General features: G+C 68.4%; 26 protein-coding genes, 1 tRNA gene and 1 pseudogene. 7 read left to right on the top strand and 21 right to left on the bottom strand.

What is annotated here, in order from left to right:
* Nucleotides 1–102 precede the first annotated feature (102 nt).
* The 3 genes from GFH49_RS05905 to GFH49_RS05895 all read right to left on the bottom strand — a co-directional run bounded on the left by GFH49_RS05905 (nucleotide 103) and on the right by GFH49_RS05895 (nucleotide 2,809).
* Nucleotides 103–1,107 (bottom strand): ABC transporter ATP-binding protein, encoded by a 1,005-nt coding sequence (locus tag GFH49_RS05905; protein WP_155054845.1) that lies wholly within the window; start codon nucleotides 1,105–1,107, stop codon nucleotides 103–105.
* 81 nt (nucleotides 1,108–1,188) lie between these two features.
* Nucleotides 1,189–1,953 (bottom strand): ABC transporter permease, encoded by a 765-nt coding sequence (locus GFH49_RS05900; protein ID WP_155054844.1) that lies wholly within the window; start codon nucleotides 1,951–1,953, stop codon nucleotides 1,189–1,191.
* A 49-nt stretch (nucleotides 1,954–2,002) separates the two neighbouring features.
* Nucleotides 2,003–2,809: an ABC transporter permease gene (locus tag GFH49_RS05895; protein ID WP_155054690.1), complete on the bottom strand. Its 807-nt coding sequence runs from the start codon at nucleotides 2,807–2,809 to the stop codon at nucleotides 2,003–2,005.
* A 220-nt stretch (nucleotides 2,810–3,029) separates the two neighbouring features.
* On the opposite strand from GFH49_RS05895, the gene GFH49_RS05890 reads away from it, so the two are divergent.
* Nucleotides 3,030–5,423 (top strand): transglycosylase domain-containing protein, encoded by a 2,394-nt coding sequence (locus GFH49_RS05890; protein WP_155054689.1) that lies wholly within the window; start codon nucleotides 3,030–3,032, stop codon nucleotides 5,421–5,423.
* Nucleotides 5,424–5,518: 95 nt separating this feature from the next.
* Here GFH49_RS05890 and GFH49_RS05885 read toward each other — a convergent pair whose 3' ends face one another.
* On the bottom strand, nucleotides 5,519–5,875 hold the full coding sequence (locus GFH49_RS05885) for a GroES family chaperonin (RefSeq protein WP_155054688.1): 357 nt from the start codon (nucleotides 5,873–5,875) through the stop codon (nucleotides 5,519–5,521).
* Between the two features lie 67 nt (nucleotides 5,876–5,942).
* Complete coding sequence (locus GFH49_RS05880; protein ID WP_155054687.1) at nucleotides 5,943–6,272, bottom strand: DUF3618 domain-containing protein; 330 nt, start codon at nucleotides 6,270–6,272, stop codon at nucleotides 5,943–5,945.
* A gap of 95 nt (nucleotides 6,273–6,367) precedes the next feature.
* Here GFH49_RS05880 and bcp point away from each other — a divergent pair, with 95 nt between their 5' ends.
* On the top strand, nucleotides 6,368–6,835 hold the full coding sequence (gene bcp, locus GFH49_RS05875; RefSeq protein WP_155054686.1) for a thioredoxin-dependent thiol peroxidase: 468 nt from the start codon (nucleotides 6,368–6,370) through the stop codon (nucleotides 6,833–6,835).
* A 94-nt stretch (nucleotides 6,836–6,929) separates the two neighbouring features.
* Nucleotides 6,930–7,014: transfer RNA gene (locus GFH49_RS05870), tRNA-Leu, on the top strand.
* Nucleotides 7,015–7,057: 43 nt separating this feature from the next.
* Here GFH49_RS05870 and rdgB read toward each other — a convergent pair.
* The 4 genes from rdgB to GFH49_RS05850 all read right to left on the bottom strand — a co-directional run bounded on the left by rdgB (nucleotide 7,058) and on the right by GFH49_RS05850 (nucleotide 9,466).
* A complete protein-coding gene (gene rdgB / locus GFH49_RS05865; RefSeq protein ID WP_155054685.1) occupies nucleotides 7,058–7,660 on the bottom strand; it encodes an RdgB/HAM1 family non-canonical purine NTP pyrophosphatase in 603 nt (200 codons plus the stop codon).
* 198 nt (nucleotides 7,661–7,858) lie between these two features.
* Entirely contained in the window at nucleotides 7,859–8,260 is a 402-nt protein-coding gene (locus tag GFH49_RS05860; RefSeq protein WP_155054684.1) for a DUF8711 family protein, read from the bottom strand.
* Between the two features lie 143 nt (nucleotides 8,261–8,403).
* Nucleotides 8,404–9,141, bottom strand: a complete 738-nt coding sequence (gene rph / locus GFH49_RS05855) for a ribonuclease PH (RefSeq protein WP_155054683.1) — start codon at nucleotides 9,139–9,141, stop codon at nucleotides 8,404–8,406.
* A gap of 91 nt (nucleotides 9,142–9,232) precedes the next feature.
* A complete protein-coding gene (locus GFH49_RS05850; protein ID WP_042385714.1) occupies nucleotides 9,233–9,466 on the bottom strand; it encodes a PTS sugar transporter subunit IIB in 234 nt (77 codons plus the stop codon).
* Between the two features lie 333 nt (nucleotides 9,467–9,799).
* Between GFH49_RS05850 and GFH49_RS05845 the strand changes: the two genes are divergently transcribed.
* Nucleotides 9,800–11,047, top strand: a complete 1,248-nt coding sequence (locus GFH49_RS05845; RefSeq protein WP_155054682.1) for a PTS transporter subunit EIIC — start codon at nucleotides 9,800–9,802, stop codon at nucleotides 11,045–11,047.
* A gap of 399 nt (nucleotides 11,048–11,446) precedes the next feature.
* On the opposite strand, the gene GFH49_RS05840 is transcribed toward GFH49_RS05845, so the two are convergent.
* The 7 genes and pseudogenes from GFH49_RS05840 to GFH49_RS05815 form a co-directional block, all read right to left on the bottom strand.
* Nucleotides 11,447–12,199, bottom strand: coding sequence for an MBL fold metallo-hydrolase (locus GFH49_RS05840; RefSeq protein ID WP_155054681.1), 753 nt, complete (start codon nucleotides 12,197–12,199; stop codon nucleotides 11,447–11,449).
* A gap of 414 nt (nucleotides 12,200–12,613) precedes the next feature.
* The gene (locus tag GFH49_RS41805) at nucleotides 12,614–12,826 is read right to left on the bottom strand and encodes an SUMF1/EgtB/PvdO family nonheme iron enzyme (RefSeq protein ID WP_521969195.1); all 213 of its coding nucleotides are present in this window, start codon (nucleotides 12,824–12,826) and stop codon (nucleotides 12,614–12,616) included.
* Nucleotides 12,827–12,914: 88 nt separating this feature from the next.
* A pseudogene (locus GFH49_RS41800) lies at nucleotides 12,915–13,316 on the bottom strand (formylglycine-generating enzyme family protein); the annotation flags it as partial.
* A gap of 564 nt (nucleotides 13,317–13,880) precedes the next feature.
* Complete coding sequence (locus tag GFH49_RS05830; protein ID WP_155054679.1) at nucleotides 13,881–14,396, bottom strand: SLATT domain-containing protein; 516 nt, start codon at nucleotides 14,394–14,396, stop codon at nucleotides 13,881–13,883.
* Complete coding sequence (locus GFH49_RS05825) at nucleotides 14,368–14,820, bottom strand: DUF4231 domain-containing protein (protein ID WP_196217864.1); 453 nt, start codon at nucleotides 14,818–14,820, stop codon at nucleotides 14,368–14,370. The genes GFH49_RS05830 and GFH49_RS05825 overlap by 29 nt, the downstream gene beginning before the upstream one ends.
* 219 nt (nucleotides 14,821–15,039) lie before the next feature.
* A complete protein-coding gene (locus GFH49_RS05820; protein WP_155054677.1) occupies nucleotides 15,040–15,243 on the bottom strand; it encodes a DUF397 domain-containing protein in 204 nt (67 codons plus the stop codon).
* Nucleotides 15,240–16,082 (bottom strand): helix-turn-helix domain-containing protein, encoded by an 843-nt coding sequence (locus tag GFH49_RS05815; protein WP_230396173.1) that lies wholly within the window; start codon nucleotides 16,080–16,082, stop codon nucleotides 15,240–15,242. Before GFH49_RS05815 ends, GFH49_RS05820 begins: the two co-directional genes overlap by 4 nt.
* A gap of 103 nt (nucleotides 16,083–16,185) precedes the next feature.
* Between GFH49_RS05815 and GFH49_RS05810 the strand changes: the two genes are divergently transcribed.
* The 3 genes from GFH49_RS05810 to GFH49_RS05800 all read left to right on the top strand — a co-directional run bounded on the left by GFH49_RS05810 (nucleotide 16,186) and on the right by GFH49_RS05800 (nucleotide 17,868).
* Nucleotides 16,186–16,650: an ATP-binding protein gene (locus GFH49_RS05810; RefSeq protein ID WP_196217863.1), complete on the top strand. Its 465-nt coding sequence runs from the start codon at nucleotides 16,186–16,188 to the stop codon at nucleotides 16,648–16,650.
* A gap of 38 nt (nucleotides 16,651–16,688) precedes the next feature.
* The gene (locus tag GFH49_RS05805; protein ID WP_230396172.1) at nucleotides 16,689–17,309 is read left to right on the top strand and encodes a Uma2 family endonuclease; all 621 of its coding nucleotides are present in this window, start codon (nucleotides 16,689–16,691) and stop codon (nucleotides 17,307–17,309) included.
* 109 nt (nucleotides 17,310–17,418) lie between these two features.
* Nucleotides 17,419–17,868 (top strand): type II toxin-antitoxin system PemK/MazF family toxin, encoded by a 450-nt coding sequence (locus tag GFH49_RS05800; protein WP_155054673.1) that lies wholly within the window; start codon nucleotides 17,419–17,421, stop codon nucleotides 17,866–17,868.
* A gap of 49 nt (nucleotides 17,869–17,917) precedes the next feature.
* On the opposite strand, the gene GFH49_RS05795 is transcribed toward GFH49_RS05800, so the two are convergent.
* The 5 genes from GFH49_RS05795 to GFH49_RS05775 all read right to left on the bottom strand — a co-directional run bounded on the left by GFH49_RS05795 (nucleotide 17,918) and on the right by GFH49_RS05775 (nucleotide 21,429).
* Entirely contained in the window at nucleotides 17,918–18,868 is a 951-nt protein-coding gene (locus tag GFH49_RS05795) for a PLP-dependent cysteine synthase family protein (RefSeq protein ID WP_155054672.1), read from the bottom strand.
* Between the two features lie 5 nt (nucleotides 18,869–18,873).
* Complete coding sequence (locus tag GFH49_RS05790) at nucleotides 18,874–19,152, bottom strand: MoaD/ThiS family protein (RefSeq protein ID WP_155054671.1); 279 nt, start codon at nucleotides 19,150–19,152, stop codon at nucleotides 18,874–18,876.
* 119 nt (nucleotides 19,153–19,271) lie between these two features.
* Nucleotides 19,272–19,367, bottom strand: a complete 96-nt coding sequence (locus GFH49_RS41175) for a putative leader peptide (protein ID WP_324618026.1) — start codon at nucleotides 19,365–19,367, stop codon at nucleotides 19,272–19,274.
* A 128-nt stretch (nucleotides 19,368–19,495) separates the two neighbouring features.
* Nucleotides 19,496–19,918: a M67 family metallopeptidase gene (locus GFH49_RS05780; protein WP_155054669.1), complete on the bottom strand. Its 423-nt coding sequence runs from the start codon at nucleotides 19,916–19,918 to the stop codon at nucleotides 19,496–19,498.
* A gap of 77 nt (nucleotides 19,919–19,995) precedes the next feature.
* Nucleotides 19,996–21,429 carry an amino acid permease gene (locus GFH49_RS05775; protein ID WP_155054668.1) on the bottom strand — a complete coding sequence of 478 codons (1,434 nt, stop codon included), beginning with the start codon at nucleotides 21,427–21,429 and terminating at the stop codon, nucleotides 19,996–19,998.
* Nucleotides 21,430–21,450 lie beyond the last annotated feature (21 nt).

The following is a 21,450-nucleotide window of genomic DNA, read 5'->3' as shown; positions in this document are numbered from 1 at the left end:
CCGACGTCGCCTGGGCGCCGGCCGTGCACATGACGGTCTGGCACAGGATCACTACGGAACGCTGATCCGACTGGTGAGCCTACGAGTTCGAACGCTCGGGCACTATGCGGTAGCCCGCTCCTGCGGGGGACGCGGGGCCCCGGGGCTGTCCCCCAACGAGTGCAGCATCCTCGCGATCACGGCCTCGATGTCCGGCTCCCGCACCGACAGATCCACCAGCGGATACTCCGCGGCGATCCGCGCCACCAGGGGCGCCGCCGACTGAGACGCCGGAAAGGCGAGCCACTGGCGCGGCCCTTCCACCCGTACGACCCTCGCGGGCGGCGCCTCGATCGGCGGGAGCTCACGCTCCAGGTCCACCACCAGGGTCCGCTCGCTCTCCCCCGCCTCGTGCAGGCCGTCGAGCGGGCCGTCGTACATGAGCCGGCCGTGGTCGATGACCATCACCCGCGAGCACAACTGCTCGATGTCCTGGAGGTCGTGCGTGGTCAGCAGGACCGTGGTGCCGCGCTCGGCGTTCAACTCCCGCAGGAACTCCCGCACCTTGGCCTTGGAGATGACGTCGAGGCCGATCGTCGGCTCGTCGAGGTACAGCACCTCGGGGTCGTGCAGCAGGGCCGCCGCGATGTCGCCGCGCATCCGCTGGCCCAGCGAGAGCTGCCGTACGGGCACGTCCAGCAGGGCCTCCATTTCGAGGAGTTCGACGCAGCGGTCGAGGTTCTCGCGGTAACGGGCGTCCGGGATCCGGTACATGCGGTGCATCAGGCGGTACGAGTCGATCAGCGGCAGGTCCCACCACAGCGTCGTGCGCTGCCCGAACACCACCCCTATGCGGCGAGCCAGGCGGGTGCGCTCGCGCGACGGGTCGATGCCCGCCACCCGCAGCCGGCCCCCGCTCGGCGTCAGGATCCCCGTCAGCATCTTGATCGTCGTCGACTTGCCGGCGCCGTTCGGCCCGATGTACCCGACCATCTCGCCGCGCGCCACGGAGAAGGTGATCGAGTCGACCGCCCGCACCTCCCGCCGCTCACGTTTGAGGAAGCCGGTCTTCTTGCGGACGGTGAAGACCTTTTCGAGACGATCGACGTCGATGAAACACTCAGTCACTTCAGTCACTTCAGTCTGTTTCCGCCATATCCGCCACGTATCCGTCACGTCCGTCACGTCCGTCACATCCGTCACGTCCGTTCAACTCCCTGTACTCCGGTACGAGCGAAGGCCCGCCCGCCACGCCAGCCCCGCCACCGCACAGCACGCCGCGGCGGCCAGCGGCGGCGTGAACGCCACCCAGGCCGGCAGGTCGAGCGGATACGGCCGCCCCAGCACATAGGTCGCCGGCAGCCAGTTGACGAAGGCCAGCGGCACCACGAAGGTCACGCCGCGCACCAGTTCCGTGCCGAACACGGTGGGCGGATACTGCAGCAGCGTCGTGCCGCCGTACGTGAACGCGCTCTGCACCTCGGCCGCATCCTGCACCAGGATCTGAAAGGCCGCGCCGGCGACGAACACCGCGCCGAAGATCGCCGCACCGCTGACGAGCATGACCGGCACCAGCAGCACCTTGGCCGGCGTCCAGTCGACGTCGACCGCGAGGAGCGCGTAGCCCAGCACCAGCGCCCCCTGCGTGAGCCGGGCGACCCGGCGCAGCGCGAAGCGGTCCGCCGCGGCCTGCGCGAGCACCGGCGCCGGCCGCACCAGCAGCGTGTCGAGCGTGCCGTCCCGTACCCGCTGGCCCAGCTGGCCCAGCGAGTTGACCGCCAGGTCCGTGAGACCGAAGGACGTGACGGACAGGCCGTACAACAGGGCGACCTCGGGCAGTGAGTAGCCGCCGAGCGAGTCGACCCGCGAGAACATCAGCAAGATCGCGACGAAGTCGAGCCCGGACAGCAGCAGATTGCCCACCACGGTCATGGCGAAGGAGACGCGATAGGCCATGCTGGAGCGGATCCACATCCCGGCGATCAGCCCATAGGCGCGCAGCCCGTCCACCGCACGGCTCGCCTCACCCACCCTGGACCACCACCCGCCGCGTCGCCGCCGACTGCAGCAGCCGCCCGGCCGCCAGCAGCACCACCGCCCAGGCCGCCGCGAAGACGTAGGCACCCAACGGGTCGGTCTCTCCCATCAGTACGTCCGCGGGCAGTTGCAGCAGCGCCGACCACGGCAGAGCCCGTACGACCTCGCCGAGCGCCCCCGGGAACACGTTCAGCGGCAGCGTCATCCCCGAGCAGAACACCCCAGTGATCATCAGAAGCTGCAGCATGCCCTTGCCGTCCAGCAGCCAGAACGCGCTCAGCGCCACCAGATAGCGGATCCCGAAGCTGACGACCGCCCCGAGCGGGACCACGACCAGGAACGACAGCCAGGTCAGCGGGGAGCGCGGCAGCGCCGACGGGAAGACCAGCGCCCCGAAGACGAAGGGGATCACGCCCCGCCCCAGAAGCTGGAACAGGGTCCTGCCCAGATCGTTTGCCAGCCACCACAGTTGAAGGTCGGCCGGCCGGTAGAGGTCGATCGCGATCTCACCCGTACGGATGCGTTCCATGAGTTCGCTCTCGAAGCCCCCGCCCTGGATGGCCAGCGCCGCCAGCAACGCCTGCCCCAGCCACACATAGGTGACCGCCTGCGCCTGGTCGTACCCCCCGAGGTGCGGCCGCTCGTCCCACAACGCCAGGTATGTGTAGACCAGGATCAGCCCGAACACCGTATTGGTGAAAACCCCCGCCGCGGTCGCCGCCCGATACGTCGCGTACCGTCTGAAACCCCCCACCGCCACGGCCGCGTAAAGCCGCACGGAGCCCACACCCACAGCCCTCCTCACCCGCGCCCGGCACCGAAGCGCAGGAGCCTAGTGCGCGCGCGACGCGAACTGCCACCGTATTTTCCGGCCCGAAGCGTGCCGAGTAGGGAACTGATGGCCGGGTGCGACAGTCTTCAACTGGGGGCAACAGAAGGCGTACGGGAACGTACGGGAACGTACGACGCAAAACAGACGTAAAACAGACGTAAAACAGGAGTCCGTGCACAACATGAACGACGAGCCGCAGCAGCACCGGCCGGGCCCGGGATGGGCACCGAGAGAGCCGGAGGCGGCGCAGCAGCCGGACGGCAAGAAGCGCCCCAGGCGCACCGGTTGGCGCCGGCTGATCCCGACCTGGCGCATGGTGCTCGGCACCTTCGTCATCGGGATACTGCTGCTGGCCGGCCTGTTCTTCCTCGGCTACTCCCTGGTCAAGATCCCGCCCGCGAACGCACTCGCGACCAAGCAGAGCAACGTCTACCTGTACGCCGACGGCAGTCAGCTCGCGCGTGACGGCGAGGTCAACCGCGAGAACGTCACCCTCGCGCAGGTCTCCAAGGCCGCACAGCACTCCGTACTGGCCGCCGAGGACCGCGAGTTCTACTCCGAGTCCGCGATCGACCCCATGGCGATGGTCCGCGCCGCCTGGAACACGGTGACCGGCAAGGGCAAGCAGTCCGGCTCGACGATCACCCAGCAGTATGTGAAGAACTACTACCTGGCCCAGGAACAGACCGTCACCCGCAAGGTGAAGGAGTTCTTCATCTCGATCAAGCTGGACCGGGAGCAGAGCAAGGACGACATCCTCCAGGGCTACCTCAACACCAGCTACTTCGGCCGCAACGCCTACGGCATCCAGGCCGCCGCCCAGGCCTACTACGGCATGGACGCCATGGACCTGGACGCGGCCCACGGCGCCTATCTCGCCGCCCTGCTGAACGCGCCCAGCGAGTACGACGTCGTCGCCCACCCCGAGAACAGGGCCGCCGCCGAGGCCCGTTGGAACTACGTCCTCGACGGCATGGTCAAGGAGGGCTGGCTCAGCGAGACCGCCCGGGCGGGGCTGAAGTTCCCGATGCCGAAGGAGCAGACCGTCTCGACCGGTCTGTCCGGGCAGCGCGGCTACATCGTCGCCGCGATCAAGGACTATCTCATCCAGAACAAGATCGTCACTTCGGAGAAGCTGGACGCCGGCGGCTACCGGATCACCACCACCCTGCAGAAGAGCAGGCAGAACGCCTTCGTGAAGGCCGTCGACGACCAGTTGATGTCCAAGCTGGACAAGGAGAACAACAAGGTCGACAGCTACGTCCGCGCGGGCGGCGCCGCCGTCGACCCCAAGACCGGCAAGGTCGTCGCCATGTACGGCGGCATCGACTACGTGAAGCAGTACACGAACAACGCCACCCGCCGCGACTTCCAGGTCGGCTCCACCTTCAAACCGTTCGTGTTCACCTCGGCCGTCGAGAACGAATCCGTCACCCAGGACGGCCGTCCCATCACCCCGAACACCGTCTACGACGGCACCAGCGAACGCCCCGTACGGGGCTGGAGCGGCGGCTCCTACGCCCCCGAGAACGAGGACGACGTCAACTACGGCGACATCACCGTCCGCACCGCCACCGACAAGTCCGTCAACTCGGTGTACGCGCAGATGGCCGTCGACGTCGGCCCCGACCTGGTCCGCCGGACCGCGGTCGACCTCGGCATCCCGGGCACCACCCCCGACCTGACCGGCACCCCGTCCATCGCGCTCGGCACCGCCACCGCCAGCGTCCTCGACATGGCGGAGGCGTACGCGACACTCGCCAACCACGGCAAGCACGGCACGTACACCCTGATCGACAAGATCACCAAGGAGGGCGCGGACGTCGTGGAGCTGCCGGAGCGGTCCACCCGGCAGGTCGTCAGCCGCGAGGCCGCCGACACCACGACGTCGATGCTGCAGAGCGTCGTCGACAACGGCACCGCCACCGCCGCCCAGGCCGCCGGCCGCCCGGCGGCAGGCAAGACCGGCACCGCGGAGAACGACACGGCCGCCTGGTTCGCCGGCTACACCCCCGACCTGGCGACGGTCGTCTCCGTCATGGGCCAGGATCCGGTCACCGCCCAGCACGAGCCGCTGTACGGCGCGATGGGCCTGGACCGGATCAACGGCGGCGGGGCGCCCACCGAGATCTGGGCGCAGTTCACCAAGGACGCCCTGAAGGGCACCCCGGTCACCGACTTCGACCTCCAGCTCCAGGAAGGCGCCGACGAGCCCCGGCCGCCGACGACCACGACGCCCGCCGACCCGGACACGGCCGCCCCGACCGACGGCGCGACCACCAGCCGGCCCACGGACGGCACCACCACCGGCGGCCAGGACACACAGGGCCAGACCGACGGCGGCACGACCGCCACGGGCGGCACCACGACCGGTGGTACGACGACCGACGGGGGCACCACCGGAGACACCACCGGCGGCACCACGACCGACGGCGGCACGACGGGCGACGCGACGACCGGCGGCACCACTACCGGGACCACCGGCGAGACCACCGGTGACACCACGGGCGGCGAAACCGGCGGCGAGACGACAGGTGAGACGACGGCGGGCGGCGACCCACCCGGCACCCTGTGACGGCGCCCTGTGACGGCACCCCGTGACGAAAAGGGGCTGGTGACGATGGTCACCAGCCCCTCGAACCGTCGAACTACAGGTACAGCCCCGTCGAGCTACAGGTACAGCCCCGTCGAGTCCTCCGACCCCTCGAACCGGTCGGCCGCGACGGCGTGCAGATCGCGCTCGCGCATGAGCACGTACGGGATGCCCCGCACCTCCACCTCGGCCCGGTCCTCCGGGTCGTACAGGACCCGGTCGCCCGGCTCCACGGTCCGTACGTTCTGACCCACCGCGACGACCTCGGCCCAGGCCAGCCGCCGCCCGACCGCCGCGGTGGCGGGAATCAGGATCCCCCCGCCCGACCGCCGCTCGCCCTCACCGGCCTCCTGCCGCACGAGTACACGGTCGTGCAGCATCCGGATGGGCAGCTTGTCGTGGTGGGTGCTGTGCTCGTTTCTGTTGGCGCTCACGTCATGAACCTACCTGCCTTCGACCCGTCCGTGAGCCGGTGGGTCGGCTCTTGGGCCAGCTCTTGGGTCAGCTCTTACGACGCCGGGAACCGAGCGCGAGCAGCCCCACCAGGCCCACGGCGACGAGGGCGACGGGCACGATGCGCTCCATCCGGGGCGCACCCTCGCTGTCGACGAACTGCCCCTTCACATCGCTCACGACCCGGTTGACGCCCACATACGCCCGGCCAAGGGTGCGATCGACATTGGAGACGACCTTGGCCTTGGCGTCCCCGACGATCGTCTTCGGATGCACCCGCACCCCGATCTCGTCGAGCGTGTCGGCCAGCACGTCACGGCGACGCTTGATGTCCGCCTCGATCTGCGCCGGGGTTCTGGTGTCCGAGGTGTCCGCCACCGTACGGCCTCCGAAGTCTGGTGCTCCTCTGTTCCGGACAGTCTGTCAGCTCTTACGCCGACCGCACTGTCAGGACCCCCCGTTACTCTGGCGGAATGAGTGAGCGACTGCAGCCCGGGGACACCGCCCCCGCCTTCACCCTCCCCGCCGCCGACGGCACCGAGGTCTCCCTGTCCGACCACAAGGGCCGCAAGGTCATCGTCTACTTCTACCCGGCCGCCCTGACCCCCGGCTGCACGAAGCAGGCCTGCGACTTCACGGACAACCTGGAGGTGCTGGCGGGCGCGGGATACGACGTCATCGGCGTCTCCCCCGACGCCCCCGAAAAGCTGGCCAAGTTCCGCGAGAAGGAAAACCTCAAGGTCACGCTGGTAGGCGACCCCGAAAAGACCGTCATCGAGTCATACGGCGCCTACGGCGAGAAGAAGAACTACGGCAAGACCTACCTGGGCGTCATCCGCTCGACGGTGATCGTGGACGAGGACGGCAAGGTCGAACGTGCGCTGTACAACGTGCGGGCGACCGGGCACGTAGCCAAGATCATCAAGGATCTGGGGATCTGAGAGACCGCGTTCGAAGGCTCGGGTGCCCCTCGCCGGGTGACCTGGTGTCCCCGTACACTGAGCGCTGCCGGTCGAGCGCGGTGACCGTTTTTGAGCGGCCGTGATGGAATTTGGCAGTCATGCTGGGTTTAGGTCCCAGTGGGTTCACACCCGTGTGGGTTCGAGTCCCACCGGCCGCACGTCAGAGGGGCCGTCCCGCTGGGGCGGCCCCTCGCTCGTGCCTCAGCCCAGCAACTCCCGCACCACCGGCACCAGCGCCCGGAACGCCTTCCCCCGATGGCTGATCGCGTTCTTCTCGTCCGCGCTCATCTCGGCGCAGGTCCGGGTCTCACCCTCGGGCTGGAGGATCGGGTCGTAGCCGAAGCCGTTCGTGCCGGCAGGGGTGTGGCGCAGGGTGCCCCGCAGTTGGCCCTCGACCACCCGCTCACGCCCGTCCGGCAACGCGAGCGCTGCCGCGCACGTGAAGTGGGCGCCCCGGTGTTCGTCGGCGATGTCGGAGAGCTGGGCGAGCAGGAGTTCCAGGTTGGCGCGGTCGTCGCCGTGCTTGCCTGCCCAGCGGGCGGAGAAGATGCCCGGGGCGCCGTTCAGCACGTCTACGCACAGGCCCGAGTCGTCGGCGACGGCGGGTAGGCCCGTCGCCTGGGCCAGGGCGTGGGCCTTCAGCAGGGCGTTCTCGGCGAAGGTGACGCCCGTTTCCTTGACGTCGGGGATGTCGGGGTAGGCGTCCGCGCCGACGAGGTCGTGGCTCAGTCCTGCGTCGGCGAGGATCGCCTTCAGCTCGGTGATTTTCCCGGCGTTGCGGGTGGCGAGGATCAAGCGGGTCATGCCGTTCAGTATCCCGGGCCGTATCCCCGGCCATATCCCCGGCCGCGTCCCTGCCCTGTCCTGCCCTGCTCTGCCCTGTCCTGCCCTGCCCTGCTCTGCCCCGTCCTGCCCTGCCCTGCCCTGCCCCGTCCTGCCCTGCCCGGCCCTGCTCTGCCCTGTCCTGCCCGGCCCGGCTCTGCCCTGTCCTGCCCGGCTCTGTTACGGCGTGCAGACCTTCGTCAGTTCACCTGCCGCGTCGGTGACCGGGCTGACGTCGGGGGTCCGGTCGCCGTTCTCGACGGCGTCACGGACGTTGCCGACGGCCTGCTGGAGGTCGTCCACCGCCTTGTTGACGTCGGTGTCGTCGGTCCGGTCGCCGATTTCGTCGAGGTTCTGGTCGATGGAGTCGAGGGACTCCTCGAACTGGGCCGGGTCGTTGGTGGCGTTCTCCACGGCCTGCTGGAGTTCGGTGACGCTGTCGGCGATGGCGTCGGCGGTCTGGACGCAGTCCAGTGCCGTGTTGACGGCGTCGCAGCCGGTGGTCAGTCCGACCGTCAGCCCTACGGCCGCGACGGCGGCGGCGACGGCTATGCGCGGACGACGGCTACGGCTCACGGCCATGGTTCGTTTCCTCCCTGGCGCAGGCCTCGGAGGCCCCCCGTTACCTGGCCGGGCGCACAGTGGTCACCGTGCGCCCGTACCTCTAGTGACGCGAGGTCAAGCTGTGGGGTTGCCCGCGGCTGCCTGCTGTCTTGATGCGTCCTTTACTTTTCCAGGACCGTATCAAGTGCCTTGCGCTGGAGGACAGCGAGTTCCGTGCAGCCGGAAACCGCCAGGTCGAGCAGGGCGTCGAGTTCCTCGCGGGCGAAGGGTTCGGCCTCGGCGGTGCCCTGGACCTCGACGAAGCGGCCGTCGCCGGTGCAGACGACGTTCATGTCGGTCTCGGCCTTGACGTCCTCCTCGTAGCAGAGGTCGAGGAGCGGGACGCCGCCGACGATGCCGACGGACACCGCGGAGACCGTGCCGGTCAGGGGCTGGCGGCCGGCCTTGATCAGCTTCTTGCCCTGGGCCCAGGAGACCGCGTCGGCCAGGGCCACGTAGGCGCCGGTGATGGCGGCCGTGCGCGTGCCGCCGTCCGCTTGGAGGACGTCGCAGTCGAGGACGATCGTGATTTCGCCGAGTGCCTTGTAGTCGATGACCGCACGCAGTGAGCGGCCGATGAGGCGGCTGATCTCGTGGGTACGGCCGCCGATCCTGCCCCTGACTGACTCGCGGTCGCCGCGGGTGTTGGTGGCGCGGGGAAGCATGGCGTATTCGGCGGTGACCCAGCCCTCGCCGCTGCCCTTGCGCCAGCGGGGGACGCCTTCGGTGACGGAGGCGGTGCACAGGACCTTCGTATCGCCGAAGGAGACGAGGACGGAGCCCTCGGCGTGCTTGCTCCAGGCGCGTTCGATGGTGACCGGGCGGAGCTGTTCGGGGGTGCGGCCGTCGATTCGAGACATGGCGCCGAGCCTAGCCGTACCGGCGGAAAGGGCTCCTCCCGCGTCGGGAAGAGCCCTCGTACGGCCCGTCATGCGTGAGTGGGCGGCGTGCTCACATCATGTCTTCGATGTCCGCCGCGATCGGGTCCGCGTCGGTGCCGATGACGACCTGGATCGCGGTGCCCATCTTGACGACGCCGTGTGCGCCGGCCGCCTTGAGGGCTGCTTCGTCCACGAGGGAGGGGTCGTGGACCTCGGTGCGCAGGCGGGTGATGCAGCCCTCGACCTCTTCGATGTTGTCGATGCCGCCCAGCCCGGCAACGATCTTCTCAGCCTTGGTGGCCATGTTGTTTCTCCCTGATCCGACCGCTTTGTTGCGGTAACCCACGATTGGCCCTCTTCGCAAGCAGTCATGCCGTACATACCGAATGATGGCGCTCACGACGGCGGAACCGCCCGCCAGCTGGTCTACACCACCTTACCGACAGGCGTCCATGAGTTCCGACAGCGCCGCCGCCAGCTGCCCTGCCCGCACTCCGAGGGCGTGACGAAGGTCTGAACCAGCCCCGCCGAGCGGGTTCCTTATCCGCCCTTCACCATGCTACAAACAGGTCTACACCACTGGTCTACACCACCCAGTGGGCATAGCAGTGGTATAGACCATCACGATGGAGGACGCATGAGCACGGCCACCGCATCGGCGGCCCCCGCGAAGAGGCGGGGATCCGGACTGTTCCAGGGTCTGCAGAAGGTCGGCCGCAGCCTGCAGCTGCCGATCGCCGTCCTGCCGGCAGCGGGCATTCTGCTGCGCCTCGGGCAGACCGACGTGCAGGAGAAGCTGAACCTCCCGGACAAGGTCACGGCGGTGTTCGCCACGGCCGGTGGTGCGATCTTCGACAACCTGCCGATGCTGTTCTGCATCGGTGTCGCGATCGGCTTCGCCAAGAAGTCCGACGGTTCGACGGCGCTGGCCGCCCTGGTCGGTTTCCTGGTCTACAGCAATGTCCTGAAGGCGTTCCCGGTCACCGAGGCCAAGGTCCAGTCGGGCGCGGACATAGCCGCGACCTACAACAACCCCGGTGTCCTCGGCGGCATCGTGATGGGTCTGCTGGCCGCGGTGCTGTGGCAGCGCTATCACCGCACCAAGCTGGTCGACTGGCTCGGCTTCTTCAACGGCCGCCGGCTCGTCCCGATCATCATGGCCTTCGTCGGCACCGTCATGGGCGTCTTCTTCGGTCTGGTCTGGGAGCCGATCGGTGAGGTCATCTCGGACTTCGGCGAGTGGATGACCGGTCTGGGCGCCTTCGGCGCGGGCCTGTTCGGCCTGATCAACCGTGCGCTCATCCCGGTCGGCATGCACCAGTTCGTGAACACCGTCTCCTGGTTCCAGATCGGCGACTTCACCAACGCCGCCGGTGAGGTCGTACACGGTGACCTGAACCGCTTCTTCGCCGGTGACCCGGACGCCGGTCAGTTCATGTCGGGCTTCTTCCCGATCATGATGTTCGGTCTGCCCGCCGCGGCGCTCGCGATCGCCCACTGCGCCCGTCCCGAGCGCCGCAAGGCCGTGATGGGCATGATGATCTCGCTCGCCCTGACCTCCTTCGTGACCGGTGTGACCGAACCGATCGAGTTCTCGTTCATGTTCATCGCCCCGCTGCTGTACGTGATCCACGCCGTGCTCACCGCCGTGTCCATGGCGATCACCTGGGCGCTCGGCGTCCACGCCGGCTTCACCTTCTCCGCGGGCTTCATCGACTACACCCTCAACTGGAATCTGGCCACCAGGCCATGGTTGATCATCCCGATCGGCTTGGTCTTCGCGGTGATCTACTACGCCGTCTTCCGCTTCGCGATCATCAAGTTCAACCTCCCCACCCCGGGCCGCGAGCCCGAGGAGGAGGTCGAGGACCTCACCAAGGCGTGAGTGCGACGCCATGAGAAAGGCCCCCGGGAGTCACTCGGGATGCTGCTGGCGAATCGAGCCGACGGCCGCCAAATGTCGTCCGAGTCTCAGCGACACGCCGCACGCACGGCGTGTTGCTGAGACTGAGCACACAGTTGGCTCCCGTCGCGCGGGATTCGCCAACATCATCGTCACTCGGCTCCGGGGGCCTTCGTCGTGCGGCACCTCATGCCGTAGGTGCTAGGTAGGGCGTGTTTCGAAAGTCCCGCCTGCCCTGCGACGCCTGGCACGCACGCTCGCGGCGTTGCCGAAACGCCCGAATAGCTCCGCTACTAGGGCGCTCCGGCGCCTTGTGATCGCACGCACCAGACGCCGCGGGGCCCGCCCTTCGGGCGGACGACGGGACTTTCGAAACACGCCCTAGATCTCGTACGACCTGCTCGGCGCCGCAAGCTCCACCGGGCCGTCGTACACCGCGCGGGCGTCGGCCAGGTTGGTCCGGGGGTCGGTCCACGGGGGGATGTGGGTGAGGACCAGCCGACGGGCGCCCGCCCGGGCTGCCGTCTCGCCCGCCTCGCGGCCGTTGAGGTGCAGGTCGGGAATGTCTTCCTTGCCGTGTGTGAACGCGGCCTCGCACAGGAACAGGTCGGTGTCGCGGGCGAGTTCGTCGAGCGCCGGGGTGACACCGGTGTCGCCGGAGTACGTCAGGGACTTCCCGCCGTGCTCGACGCGGATGCCGTACGCCTCCACCGGATGGGCCACGCGTTCCGTGTGCACCGTGAACGGGCCGATGTCGAAGGTGGACGGCTTGACCGTGTGGAAGTCGAAGACCTCGCTCATCGAGGAGGCCGAAGGGGTGTCCGCGTAGGCGGTGGTCAGCCGGTGTTCCGTGCCCTCGGGTCCGTAGACGGGGAGCGGTTCGCAGCGGCCGCCGTCGTGGCGGTAGTAGCGCGCGACGAAGTACGCGCACATGTCTATGCAGTGGTCGGCGTGCAGATGGCTGAGGAAGATCGCGTCGAGGTCGTAGAGACCGCAGTGGCGCTGCAGCTCGCCCAGGGCACCGTTGCCCAGGTCGAGAAGCAGCCGGAAGCCGTCGGCCTCTACGAGGTAGCTCGAACAGGCCGATTCCGCGGACGGGAACGACCCCGAGCAGCCGACGACGGTGAGCTTCATGAAGCAGAAACCTCCGCTGGCGGAAATTGACATTTGGGTGCGTCGGGGGTCGTGCGGTCCGTCGAGCGTAAGGCGCAAAACCTCCGGTCGCTCCTCCACCAAGGGCTGTTGTGGGCGAACTCACCTGTGCGGCGCTGCCATCCGGGTTACCTGGCGTTCAGCTGTTCGGCCATGATCCGAGGGCATATCACGGGCACGGTGGCACAGACGCTGGCTCTCGTAGTGGCCGGGCCGCCGCAGCCGGTCGGTCCAGGGGCGGTGTGTGACGTCGGCGGACTGGTCGGGGTGGTCCCCCTCGACCGGGTTTCTCCCTGTTGTAAGAATTCCCCGGGTGACGGCGCCTTACGGTGCCGGACAGGGCTGGGCGCCGGTTCCCGGGTCGCTTCACAGCATCTTGCGCCCCGCTCGTTGCCCTTACCGCCTCGCGAGCCGGAAGCCAAGATCGTCATTGCGTACGAAGCACTGTCCCCGCCCCCGGTACGCCGCCCGAGCCCTGTTGTGCCGATGGCGCCAGGAACCCCCGCGGCAGACGCGAGTGTCGCTGGGCGCATCCGACGGGCGTGCGTTCCGATCGTAGGGATACGGTTCCGGGGCGCTCGCCGTCCATTCGAAAACGTTGCCGGACAGGTCGTCGATGCCTGCGGGGCTCCGTCCCTCGGGGAAAATGCCGACAGACAGGGAGCGTGCCGCGCGCGTGCAGCTCGAAGGTGTTCGACACGAACGGCTCGAAGTCGTCCCCGTACGGGAAAGCTCGCCCTCCGGCCGACGCAGCGGCCTCCCATTCGTATTCGGTGGGTAGACCGATCGTCCCTCCGGTCACGGCGCTGAGCCAGGCGCAGTAGGCCTCCGCCTCGTAGACGGAGACGCCGACGACCGGTGCGCTGGGGTGGGCGAGGAGGCTGTCGTACCAGTACGCCGGTGCGCGTGGCGCCTCCGTGCCGTGGATGTCGGTCGCCGGGTCGGTGCTGCGGTTGACGAGCGTGTGCGTCACCTCGGGGCGTACGGCTGGGTCGGCGCGTACGTCGGGGGCTGCCAGGCAGCGGCCTGCCAGGGCCGGATTGACCGCGAGGACGTTGCGGACGTACGCGTCGGGGTCCTCGGCGAGCGCAGCCGCCATGACGGCCGTCTCCTCCCAGCCGGTGGTCGGCAGGGGCGGTAGCGGCTCGCCGGGGGCTAGTTGGGCCAGAACCTCAGTCAGGGGCGGGGCCACAGCCATGACCGTGTCGGGGACGGCGAGGCGTGCGAAGTCGGGGGCTGCCGCGAGTTGGCGTGCGGCGAAGAACTCCTGGAGGAGCTGGTGGAAGAAGCGGATGGCTTCTTCGTCCTCGTCGAGGATGCCGGTGTCACAGCCGACGCGCAGGGATGCCTCCGCGAGGCGTGCCAGCCCGTTGAGGAGGTCGACAGCTGTGTCGTAGTCGACGACCATGCTTCCTTTGTCCTCGCCGCGCTTGGCCTCTTGCATCTTCTCCGTCGTGGGCGAAGAACGCGGTGTTGATGTGTGCGCCGTCGGGTCCTGTGCTTGCGAGGGAGAAGAGCGTGTTGCCGGTGAGCAGTTCCTCCAGGCTTGCACGCAGTGCTTCATCGGAGTGGGTCCCGTCTTGGTAGTCGAGCCGGTAGGACATGGATGCGCTCCTCCTGGTGGAAAGTGACTGAAATATCGGGCGAGCACGGTGGCCGGAATTCAGGCTGCCTCCCGGCGGGCGAGCCACATGGTGTGCTCTCGCGAAATGGCATCCTCGGCCTCGCTGCACCGGCGTGACCACTGGACCTCGTCGTCGGCCAGGGTCTGCAAGCCGGCCTTCACCAAGAGCAGTTCGTGCGCGGTGAGCGAGTACGCGGCTGCCAGAGGGCGGTATTGCTTGAGCTGCACCCAGGCGGTAACGGCAGCCGCAATGGCCGAGGCGCTGCCCAGCCCGTCGTAGTCGAGCAAGCCGAAGGCGCGCAGGAACCCTCCCGCCAGGCCGAGCGACGTCGCGATGAACGCCGCAGCCGTCCATCGACTGGCCATGCGCGCGAACCTGGCCGCTTTGGAGGTGTACCAGGTGTACTCGGCCTCCAAGCGCCCTTCTATGTAGACCTGTTGCCGAAGCCGGAGGGGCTGGCTGCGCAGATGTCGCATCTCGTCGGTGATCTCGGCTTGTCCGCCGGCGTCGATGAGCCAGCCGACGTCACGGAGGTCGCGCAGGATGCTCGACATGTCGTGCAGCAGCCGCTCGTTCGCCGCCGCGTCGGTGCCTGCGAAGGGGTTCCGCCCGCACCGCGTACTTCCAGGAAAGGGTGCGCAGCGATTCGGCAGCCGCGCGCCCCCGGTACCAGGTGCGCTGAGGGTTCTTCGCGGTCAGCCACAGAGCCGGCACGAGCGAGGCCAGCAGGGCGATCGATGCGATGAGGGCGCCCAGGTCAAGGTCGTTGCGGAGCTTGATGTCGACGCCGCCCAGGACGGCTCCGACGATCAGCATGAACAACTGGAGTGCGGACCACCGGACCGTATCCGCCTGACCTGCCAAGGAGGCGGTGTCCGCCGAGCGGAACATGGACGGCAGACCGTCATCGGTCAGGATTAACTCGCTCGGCCCCCGAGACATGTTCACGATCATGACGATCGCAGAGAGGGTGCGCAAGGACTCCTTGGAAACGGGTCCGGCAGCGGTGCCTGTCAGCCTCACCTTGAACTGCCCATGTGCTCGGCTCGTTCCGGCTGGCACGCCACGTCGCCGCTCTGGAGTGGGACGTCGCCGTCTTGGCGGAGCCCTGGGCATGCTGCACGCTCTCAACCGGCCCCTCGGCACCGTTCTCGGCATCTGCAAGTACTCGACCAACAAGGCAGGGAGGCGGACCTGCTATCGCCGTGCGATGTCCTCGACGAGCGCCGCAAAGGAGCCGAGCGAGATGACGAGGATGCCCTTGTCGGGCGCCTTGGAGTCGCGTATCCCCACCCGCGTCAGGGCGTGGGCCACTTCGACGCGTTCGTTGTTCGCCGCGCTGTGGCTGCTCTTGAACCAATCCGCTGCCACGAATCGGGCTGCGGCTGGCGTCTCGTTCATCGAGTGAGCTCCTGTCGTGCTGAGGCCAGCAGTTGGAGGCTGGCTGACGTATCGGCCGCCTGGGATCGCAGGTAGTCAAACATGAGTTTGTAGTTCTGCACATCGGCTGGGGCGTCGAGATAGAGACCCCGCTTGTGAAGTTCCAGATAGACAACGTCCATGCTGGCGAGCGGGTCGCCCGCGTCGTCGCGGCCGAGGATCAGGAAGTGGCCGCCCGAGCCGGCCGCATGCGCGCCTGTGGCGAACTGGAGCACCTGGATGTCCACGTTGGGGCGTTGCGCCATGGTGCGCAGGTGGTCGATCTGCTCGGCCATCACGTCGATGCCACCTACACATCGCTTCAGGACTGCGTCATCAAGCACCACCCACAGATGCAGTGCGGGTGAACGCTCCGTGATTGCCTGGCGTTTGATACGCGCGTCCACCTTGCCCGCGATCATGTCTGCGTCGGCGCGTACGTCCTGTGCCTCGTGGAGGGCGAGTGCGTAGCGTGGGGTCTGGAGCAGTCCTGGCACCAGGGTGTTCGCAAAGACGTGCTCGTATTCGGCGACGTCCTCGAACGACATCAGTGGGTCCATGACTTCGGGGACGGCAGGGTGGTCCATCCACCAGCCGTTCTCCTGGTTGCGGACAAGCTGGACCAATGCCTCCAGTTCCTCAGGCGTGGCCCCGCACGTGTCGGCGATCGCCCTCACTGTGGGGATTCTGAGCTTGGCGCGGTCTTGCCATGTCTCGTATCGGTTCACGGTTCCGACGGAAACCCCCGCGCGTTTGGCCACCTCGGACTGTGTGAGGTCGGCTCGGGTGCGAAGCGCCTTGAGCCCGCGGGCGATCTGCATGCGGCCAGCGGGTCCTGCTGATCCTCGTACGGTCATCGTCTCGTCTCCCACTCGGCCGCCGTCGTCGCTGGTCCCTTACTGGTCCCTTGTCCGAAACGAGGCGGTGGCCTCGCCCGCGACGGTGCCGTACGACGCCTTCGTACCCAGCCGCACCGAGCCTCGCCGCCTCGCCCAGCTCGCCCTCCCCGGCCGTGACCGCGCCTCCGCCCGCGCCGCCCGCCGTCATGTGCGAGACACCGCCCGGGGGTGGGGGCTGCCGCCGGCCGCGGTCGATGATCTGGAGACGATCGCGGGGGAGTTGGTGGCCAACGCCGTGGAGCACAGTGACAGCCGTACCATCACGGTCACCTTCTCCGTCACCGCGTGGACGGCCGTGGTCGGCGTGACCGACGAGGGCCAGGTATGTCCGGTGGTCCCACCTCCCGGGGCGGCCGACGCGGAGCAGGAGCGTGGTCGCGGCCTGCTGATCATCGACGCGCTCGCCCGCAGATGGGGAAGCCGGCGGGCGGCCGGCCGGATGACGCTCTGGGCCGAGATCGATCTCGCGCCTGCGGAGGCGGCCGGATGACCGGCACCGTCGCTGCCATACTGGAGGCGGGAGGACCCGTGACTCAGCAGACCCTGTACCGGCGGCTGCGCGACATGCGTGACGACTTCACGCCGCCGCCCGGCCTCACCTGGCCCGAGATCAGTGATGGACAACTCCTGATGATGATGAGCCCGCGCCCGCGCCACCAGCTGACCGCGACGCGTGTACGGGACCGGCTCTCGCCGCAGCTTCCGGACCAGCTGGGCGTGTTCGAGGCGACCGACACGGACGATGAGTCGCTGGGCAAACTACGCGTCCCCGACCTCCATGTCTGCGCATACGAGGCCATGGAGACCGACGAACCCCTCGACCCCCGTGAGATCACTCTGGCGATCGAGATCGTTTCCCCGTCCAACCCGGACAACGACTACCGGGACAAGACCCGCGACTACCCCGCGATGGGCATCCCCCACTACCTGATCCTTGACCCCCGCGACGGAACCTGGACCTACCAGTGGGAGATCGGCCGGTCCGAGGGCCGGTCCGCGTACGAGAACCGGCTGCACCTCCCGTACGGCAAGCCGGTCACCGTCGCCACGGAACTCGGCACGTGGACGATCGACACGACCGGCCTGCCCCGCTACAGCGCGAAGGACATGGGGCTGGATTCCGGTACGCAGGAGCCCCAGGAGCGGTAGGTGAGCAGAGCCGCCACCGGTGCCCGGGCGGCAACGCGCGGCACGCACGGGCGGGCGTTCCGGGGAGAAGGGCGCGCAGGGGTGGGTGTGCGCCGGTACCGTCGGTCGTATGAGTACGTCCTGGTGGCTGGCGCTCGCGGCGGTGGTGGTGCTGGCGCTGGTCGCTGCGGTCGTCGACGGGTGGGGGCGGCGGGGGCCGCGGGTGCGGCGGACGCGGTCGGCGGGGCGGCCGGGCGGGCCGGGGGTGGCGCGGCCGCGGCCTGCGGAGATCTGGTGGGCGAGCGTGCCGTTCGAGGACGGGACGGGGGGTAAGGACCGGCCGTGTCTGGTGCTCGCGGTACGGGGGCGGCGGGCGACCGTCGCGAAGATCACCAGCAAGTACCACGACGAGCGGGCCGGGGTGATTCCGCTGCCGCCTGGCGCTGTCGGCGATGCGCAGGGGCGGGCCGGCTTCCTGGAGACGGACGAGTTGCGCGACGTGCCGATGCGGGACTTCCGGCGGCGGGTGGGGGTGGTGGACCCGGTCCTTTGGGACCAGGTCCGCCACCTGGCGACGTGAGCGGGCCTTACGCCCAGCGAGCGCGCCCCTTACGCCCAGAAAGCACGCCTTACGCCCAGAGCTGGCCCTGCAGCGTCTCGATCGCTTCCTCCGTCGTCGCCGCCGTGTACACGCCCGTCGACAGGTACTTCCAGCCGCCGTCGGCCACGACGAACACGATGTCCGCGCTCTCGCCCGCCTTCAGGGCCTTCCTGCCGACGCCGATCGCGGCGTGGAGGGCGGCACCGGTGGAGACGCCGGCGAAGATGCCCTCCTGCTGGAGGAGTTCGCGGGTGCGGGTGACCGCGTCGGCGGAGCCGACCGAGAAGCGGGTGGTGAGGACGGAGGCGTCGTAGAGCTCGGGTACGAAGCCCTCGTCGAGGTTGCGCAGGCCGTACACGAGGTCGTCGTAGCGCGGTTCGGCGGCGACGACCTTCACGTCCGGCTTGTGCTCGCGGAGGTAGCGGCCGACGCCCATCAACGTCCCCGTCGTCCCCAGTCCGGCCACGAAGTGGGTGATGGAGGGAAGGTCGGCGAGGATCTCCGGGCCCGTGGTGGCGTAGTGGGCGCCGGCGTTGTCGGGGTTGCCGTACTGGTAGAGCATCACCCAGTCGGGGTGCTCGGCCGAGAGTTCCTTGGCGACGCGTACGGCGGTGTTGGAGCCGCCCGCGGCCGGGGACGAGATGATCTCGGCGCCCCACATGGCGAGCAGGTCCCGGCGTTCCTGCGAGGTGTTCTCCGGCATGACGCACACGATGCGGTAGCCCTTGAGCTTGGCCGCCATGGCGAGGGAGATGCCGGTGTTGCCGGAGGTGGGCTCCAGGATGGTGCAGCCGGGCGTGAGGCGGCCGTCCTTCTCCGCCTGCTCGATCATGTGCAGGGCCGGGCGGTCCTTGACCGAGCCGGTGGGGTTGCGGTCCTCCAGCTTGGCCCAGATCCGGACGTCCTCGGACGGCGACAGGCGCGGCAGGCGCACCAGCGGGGTGTTGCCTACCGCGGCCAGCGGAGAGTCGTAACGCATCCGGATCAGACCATGCCGCCGGCCACGGCCGGCAGGATCGTGACGTTGTCGCCGTCGGTGAGCTTGGTGTTGATGCCGTCGAGGAAGCGGACGTCCTCGTCGTTGAGGTAGACGTTGACGAAGCGGCGCAGCTGGTCGCCGTCGACGATGCGGGCCTGGATGCCGTTGTGCCGGGTCTCAAGGTCGGCGAACAGCGCGGCGAGAGTGTCACCGCTGCCCTCCACCGCCTTCTGACCGTCGGTGTACTGGCGGAGGATGGTCGGGATGCGGACCTCGATGGCCATGGCTCAGGGCTCCTGTCGGGAGAAAGTCTGGTCGGTGGGCGCGCGGCAGCGCAGTTTCGGCAAGGTGTGGTGCGTGTACGGCGCCGCGGCCCACGGCCGTACGGCGGCAGGGGTCGGCGTCAACAGATGGCGCTGGCGAGCCTGCACAGGTCGACGTGCAGCCGCGCCACGAGCAGCGTGCCCGGCGTCTTGTCGCTCACGTCATGGGAAACCATGGGGTCATCGTATCGATTCCCGGTCCGGTCTCTGGAATGTGATCTCGTATTCCGGACACGCTTCATCCGCAGTACGAGACTGAATCACAGACTGAGTCACAGACTGAGTATCGAGACCGGGTAACGGATCAGTACGACTCCACCACCTTGACCTCCTCCTCCGTCACCTCGCCCTCGACGATCCGGAAGGAGCGGAACTGGAACGGCCCGAGGTCGTCCGTGTCCGCCGTCGACACCAGGACGTAGTGCGCGCCGGGCTCGTTGGCGTAGGAGATGTCGGTGCGGGAGGGGTGGGCCTCGGTCGCCGTGTGGGAGTGGTAGATGACCACCGGCTCCTCGTCGCGGTCGTCCATCTCGCGGTAGAGCTTGAGCAGGTCGCCCGAGTCGAACTCGTAGAACGTGGGCGACATCGCGGCGTTCAGCATGGGGATGAAGCGCTCGGGGCGGTCCGAGCCCGCCGGGCCCGCGATCACGCCGCACGCCTCGTCGGGATGGTCCTTGCGCGCGTGGGCGACGATCCGGTCGACGAGGTCCTGGGTGATGGTCAGCATGTTCAGCAGGATAAGCAGAAGACAGCCCCGTACCGGTGGGCGGTACGGGGCTGCCCATATGCCGGACGTCCTGAGCGTCAGCCGAGCTTCTCCAGCTCCGGCTCGCGGCGCCGCGTGACCTCCGGGTTCCGCGACTTCAGCACCGCCCAGCCGACGCCCAGCGCGGCGGCCCAGCCGGCCATCACGTAGAGGCAGACGCGGGAGTCGGCGTCGTACGCGATCAGGCCGGTGACGAAGAGCAGGAACGCGATGGCGATCCAGCTGCACTTCGCGCCGCCGGGCGCCGGGAAGGACGAGGCGGGCAGGCGGCCCGCGTCGACCCCGCGGCGGTACAGGACGTGGCTGATCAGGATCATCAGCCAGGTCCAGATGCCGGCCGCGGTGGCCACGGAGACGACGTAGCCGAAGGCCTTCTCCGGGACGATGTAGTTCAGGATCACGCCGATGCCCATGAAGAGCATGGAGACGGTGATGCCGAAGGCCGGGGTCTTCGTGGCGGACAGCCTGCCGAAGGCGCGCGGGGCCTCGCCGTTGTCGGCCAGGGTGCGCAGCATGCGGCCCGTGGAGTACATGCCGGAGTTGCAGGACGACAGGGCCGCGGTCAGCACCACGAAGTTGACGATGCCGGCGCCGGCCGGGATGCCGATCTTCGCGAAGGCCGCGACGAACGGGCTGACTCCCTCCGCGAACTCGGTCCACCTGACCACGCACAGGATGACGGTGAGGGCGCCGACGTAGAACAGCGCGATACGCCAGGGCAGGGTGTTGATCGCCTTGGGGAGGGTCTTCTCGGGGTTCTCGGACTCGCCGGCCGTGACACCGACCAGCTCGACCGCGAGGTAGGCGAACATGACGCCCTGCAGGGTCATCAGGGAGGAGCCGACGCCCTTGGGGAAGAAGCCGTCGAAGGCCCAGAGGTTGGAGACCGCGGCGGTGTCACCGGCGGAGCTGAAACCGAAGGTGAGCACGCCGAGACCGATCACGATCATGCCGATCAGCGCGGTCACCTTGACCATCGAGAACCAGAACTCGATCTCGCCGAACAGTTTGACCGAGATCAGGTTGGCCGCGAACAGAACGATCAGGAAGACCAGTGCCGTGACCCATTGCGGGATGGACGGGAACCAGTAGTTGACGTAGATCGCGGCGGCCGTCAGTTCGGCCATGCCGGTGACGACCCACATCAGCCAGTACGTCCAGCCGGTGAAGTAGCCGAAGAACGGGCCGAGGAATTCGCGGGAGTACTCCGCGAACGAGCCCGAGACCGGGCGGTAGAGCAGGAGCTCGCCGAGCGCCCGCATGATGAAGAAGATGATGACGCCGGCGATGGCGTACATGAAGATGAGGCTGGGGCCGGCCTTGGCGATGTTCGCCCCGGCCCCGAGGAACAGGCCGACGCCGATGGCGCCGCCGATCGCGATCATCTGGACCTGGCGGCTGCCGAGCCCGCGCTCGTACCCCTCTTCGGACTCCTCTGGGGTCTTGCCCATGTCGACCTGAGCGGAGGTCATGTGTGGTGCGCCTTTCTCCAT

Origin of the sequence: Streptomyces blattellae (assembly GCF_009709555.1) — a bacterium.
Lineage (GTDB): Bacteria > Actinomycetota > Actinomycetes > Streptomycetales > Streptomycetaceae > Streptomyces > Streptomyces blattellae.
Note: the sequence above shows the minus strand (reverse complement) of the source record. Positions and strands in the feature narration are given on the sequence as shown.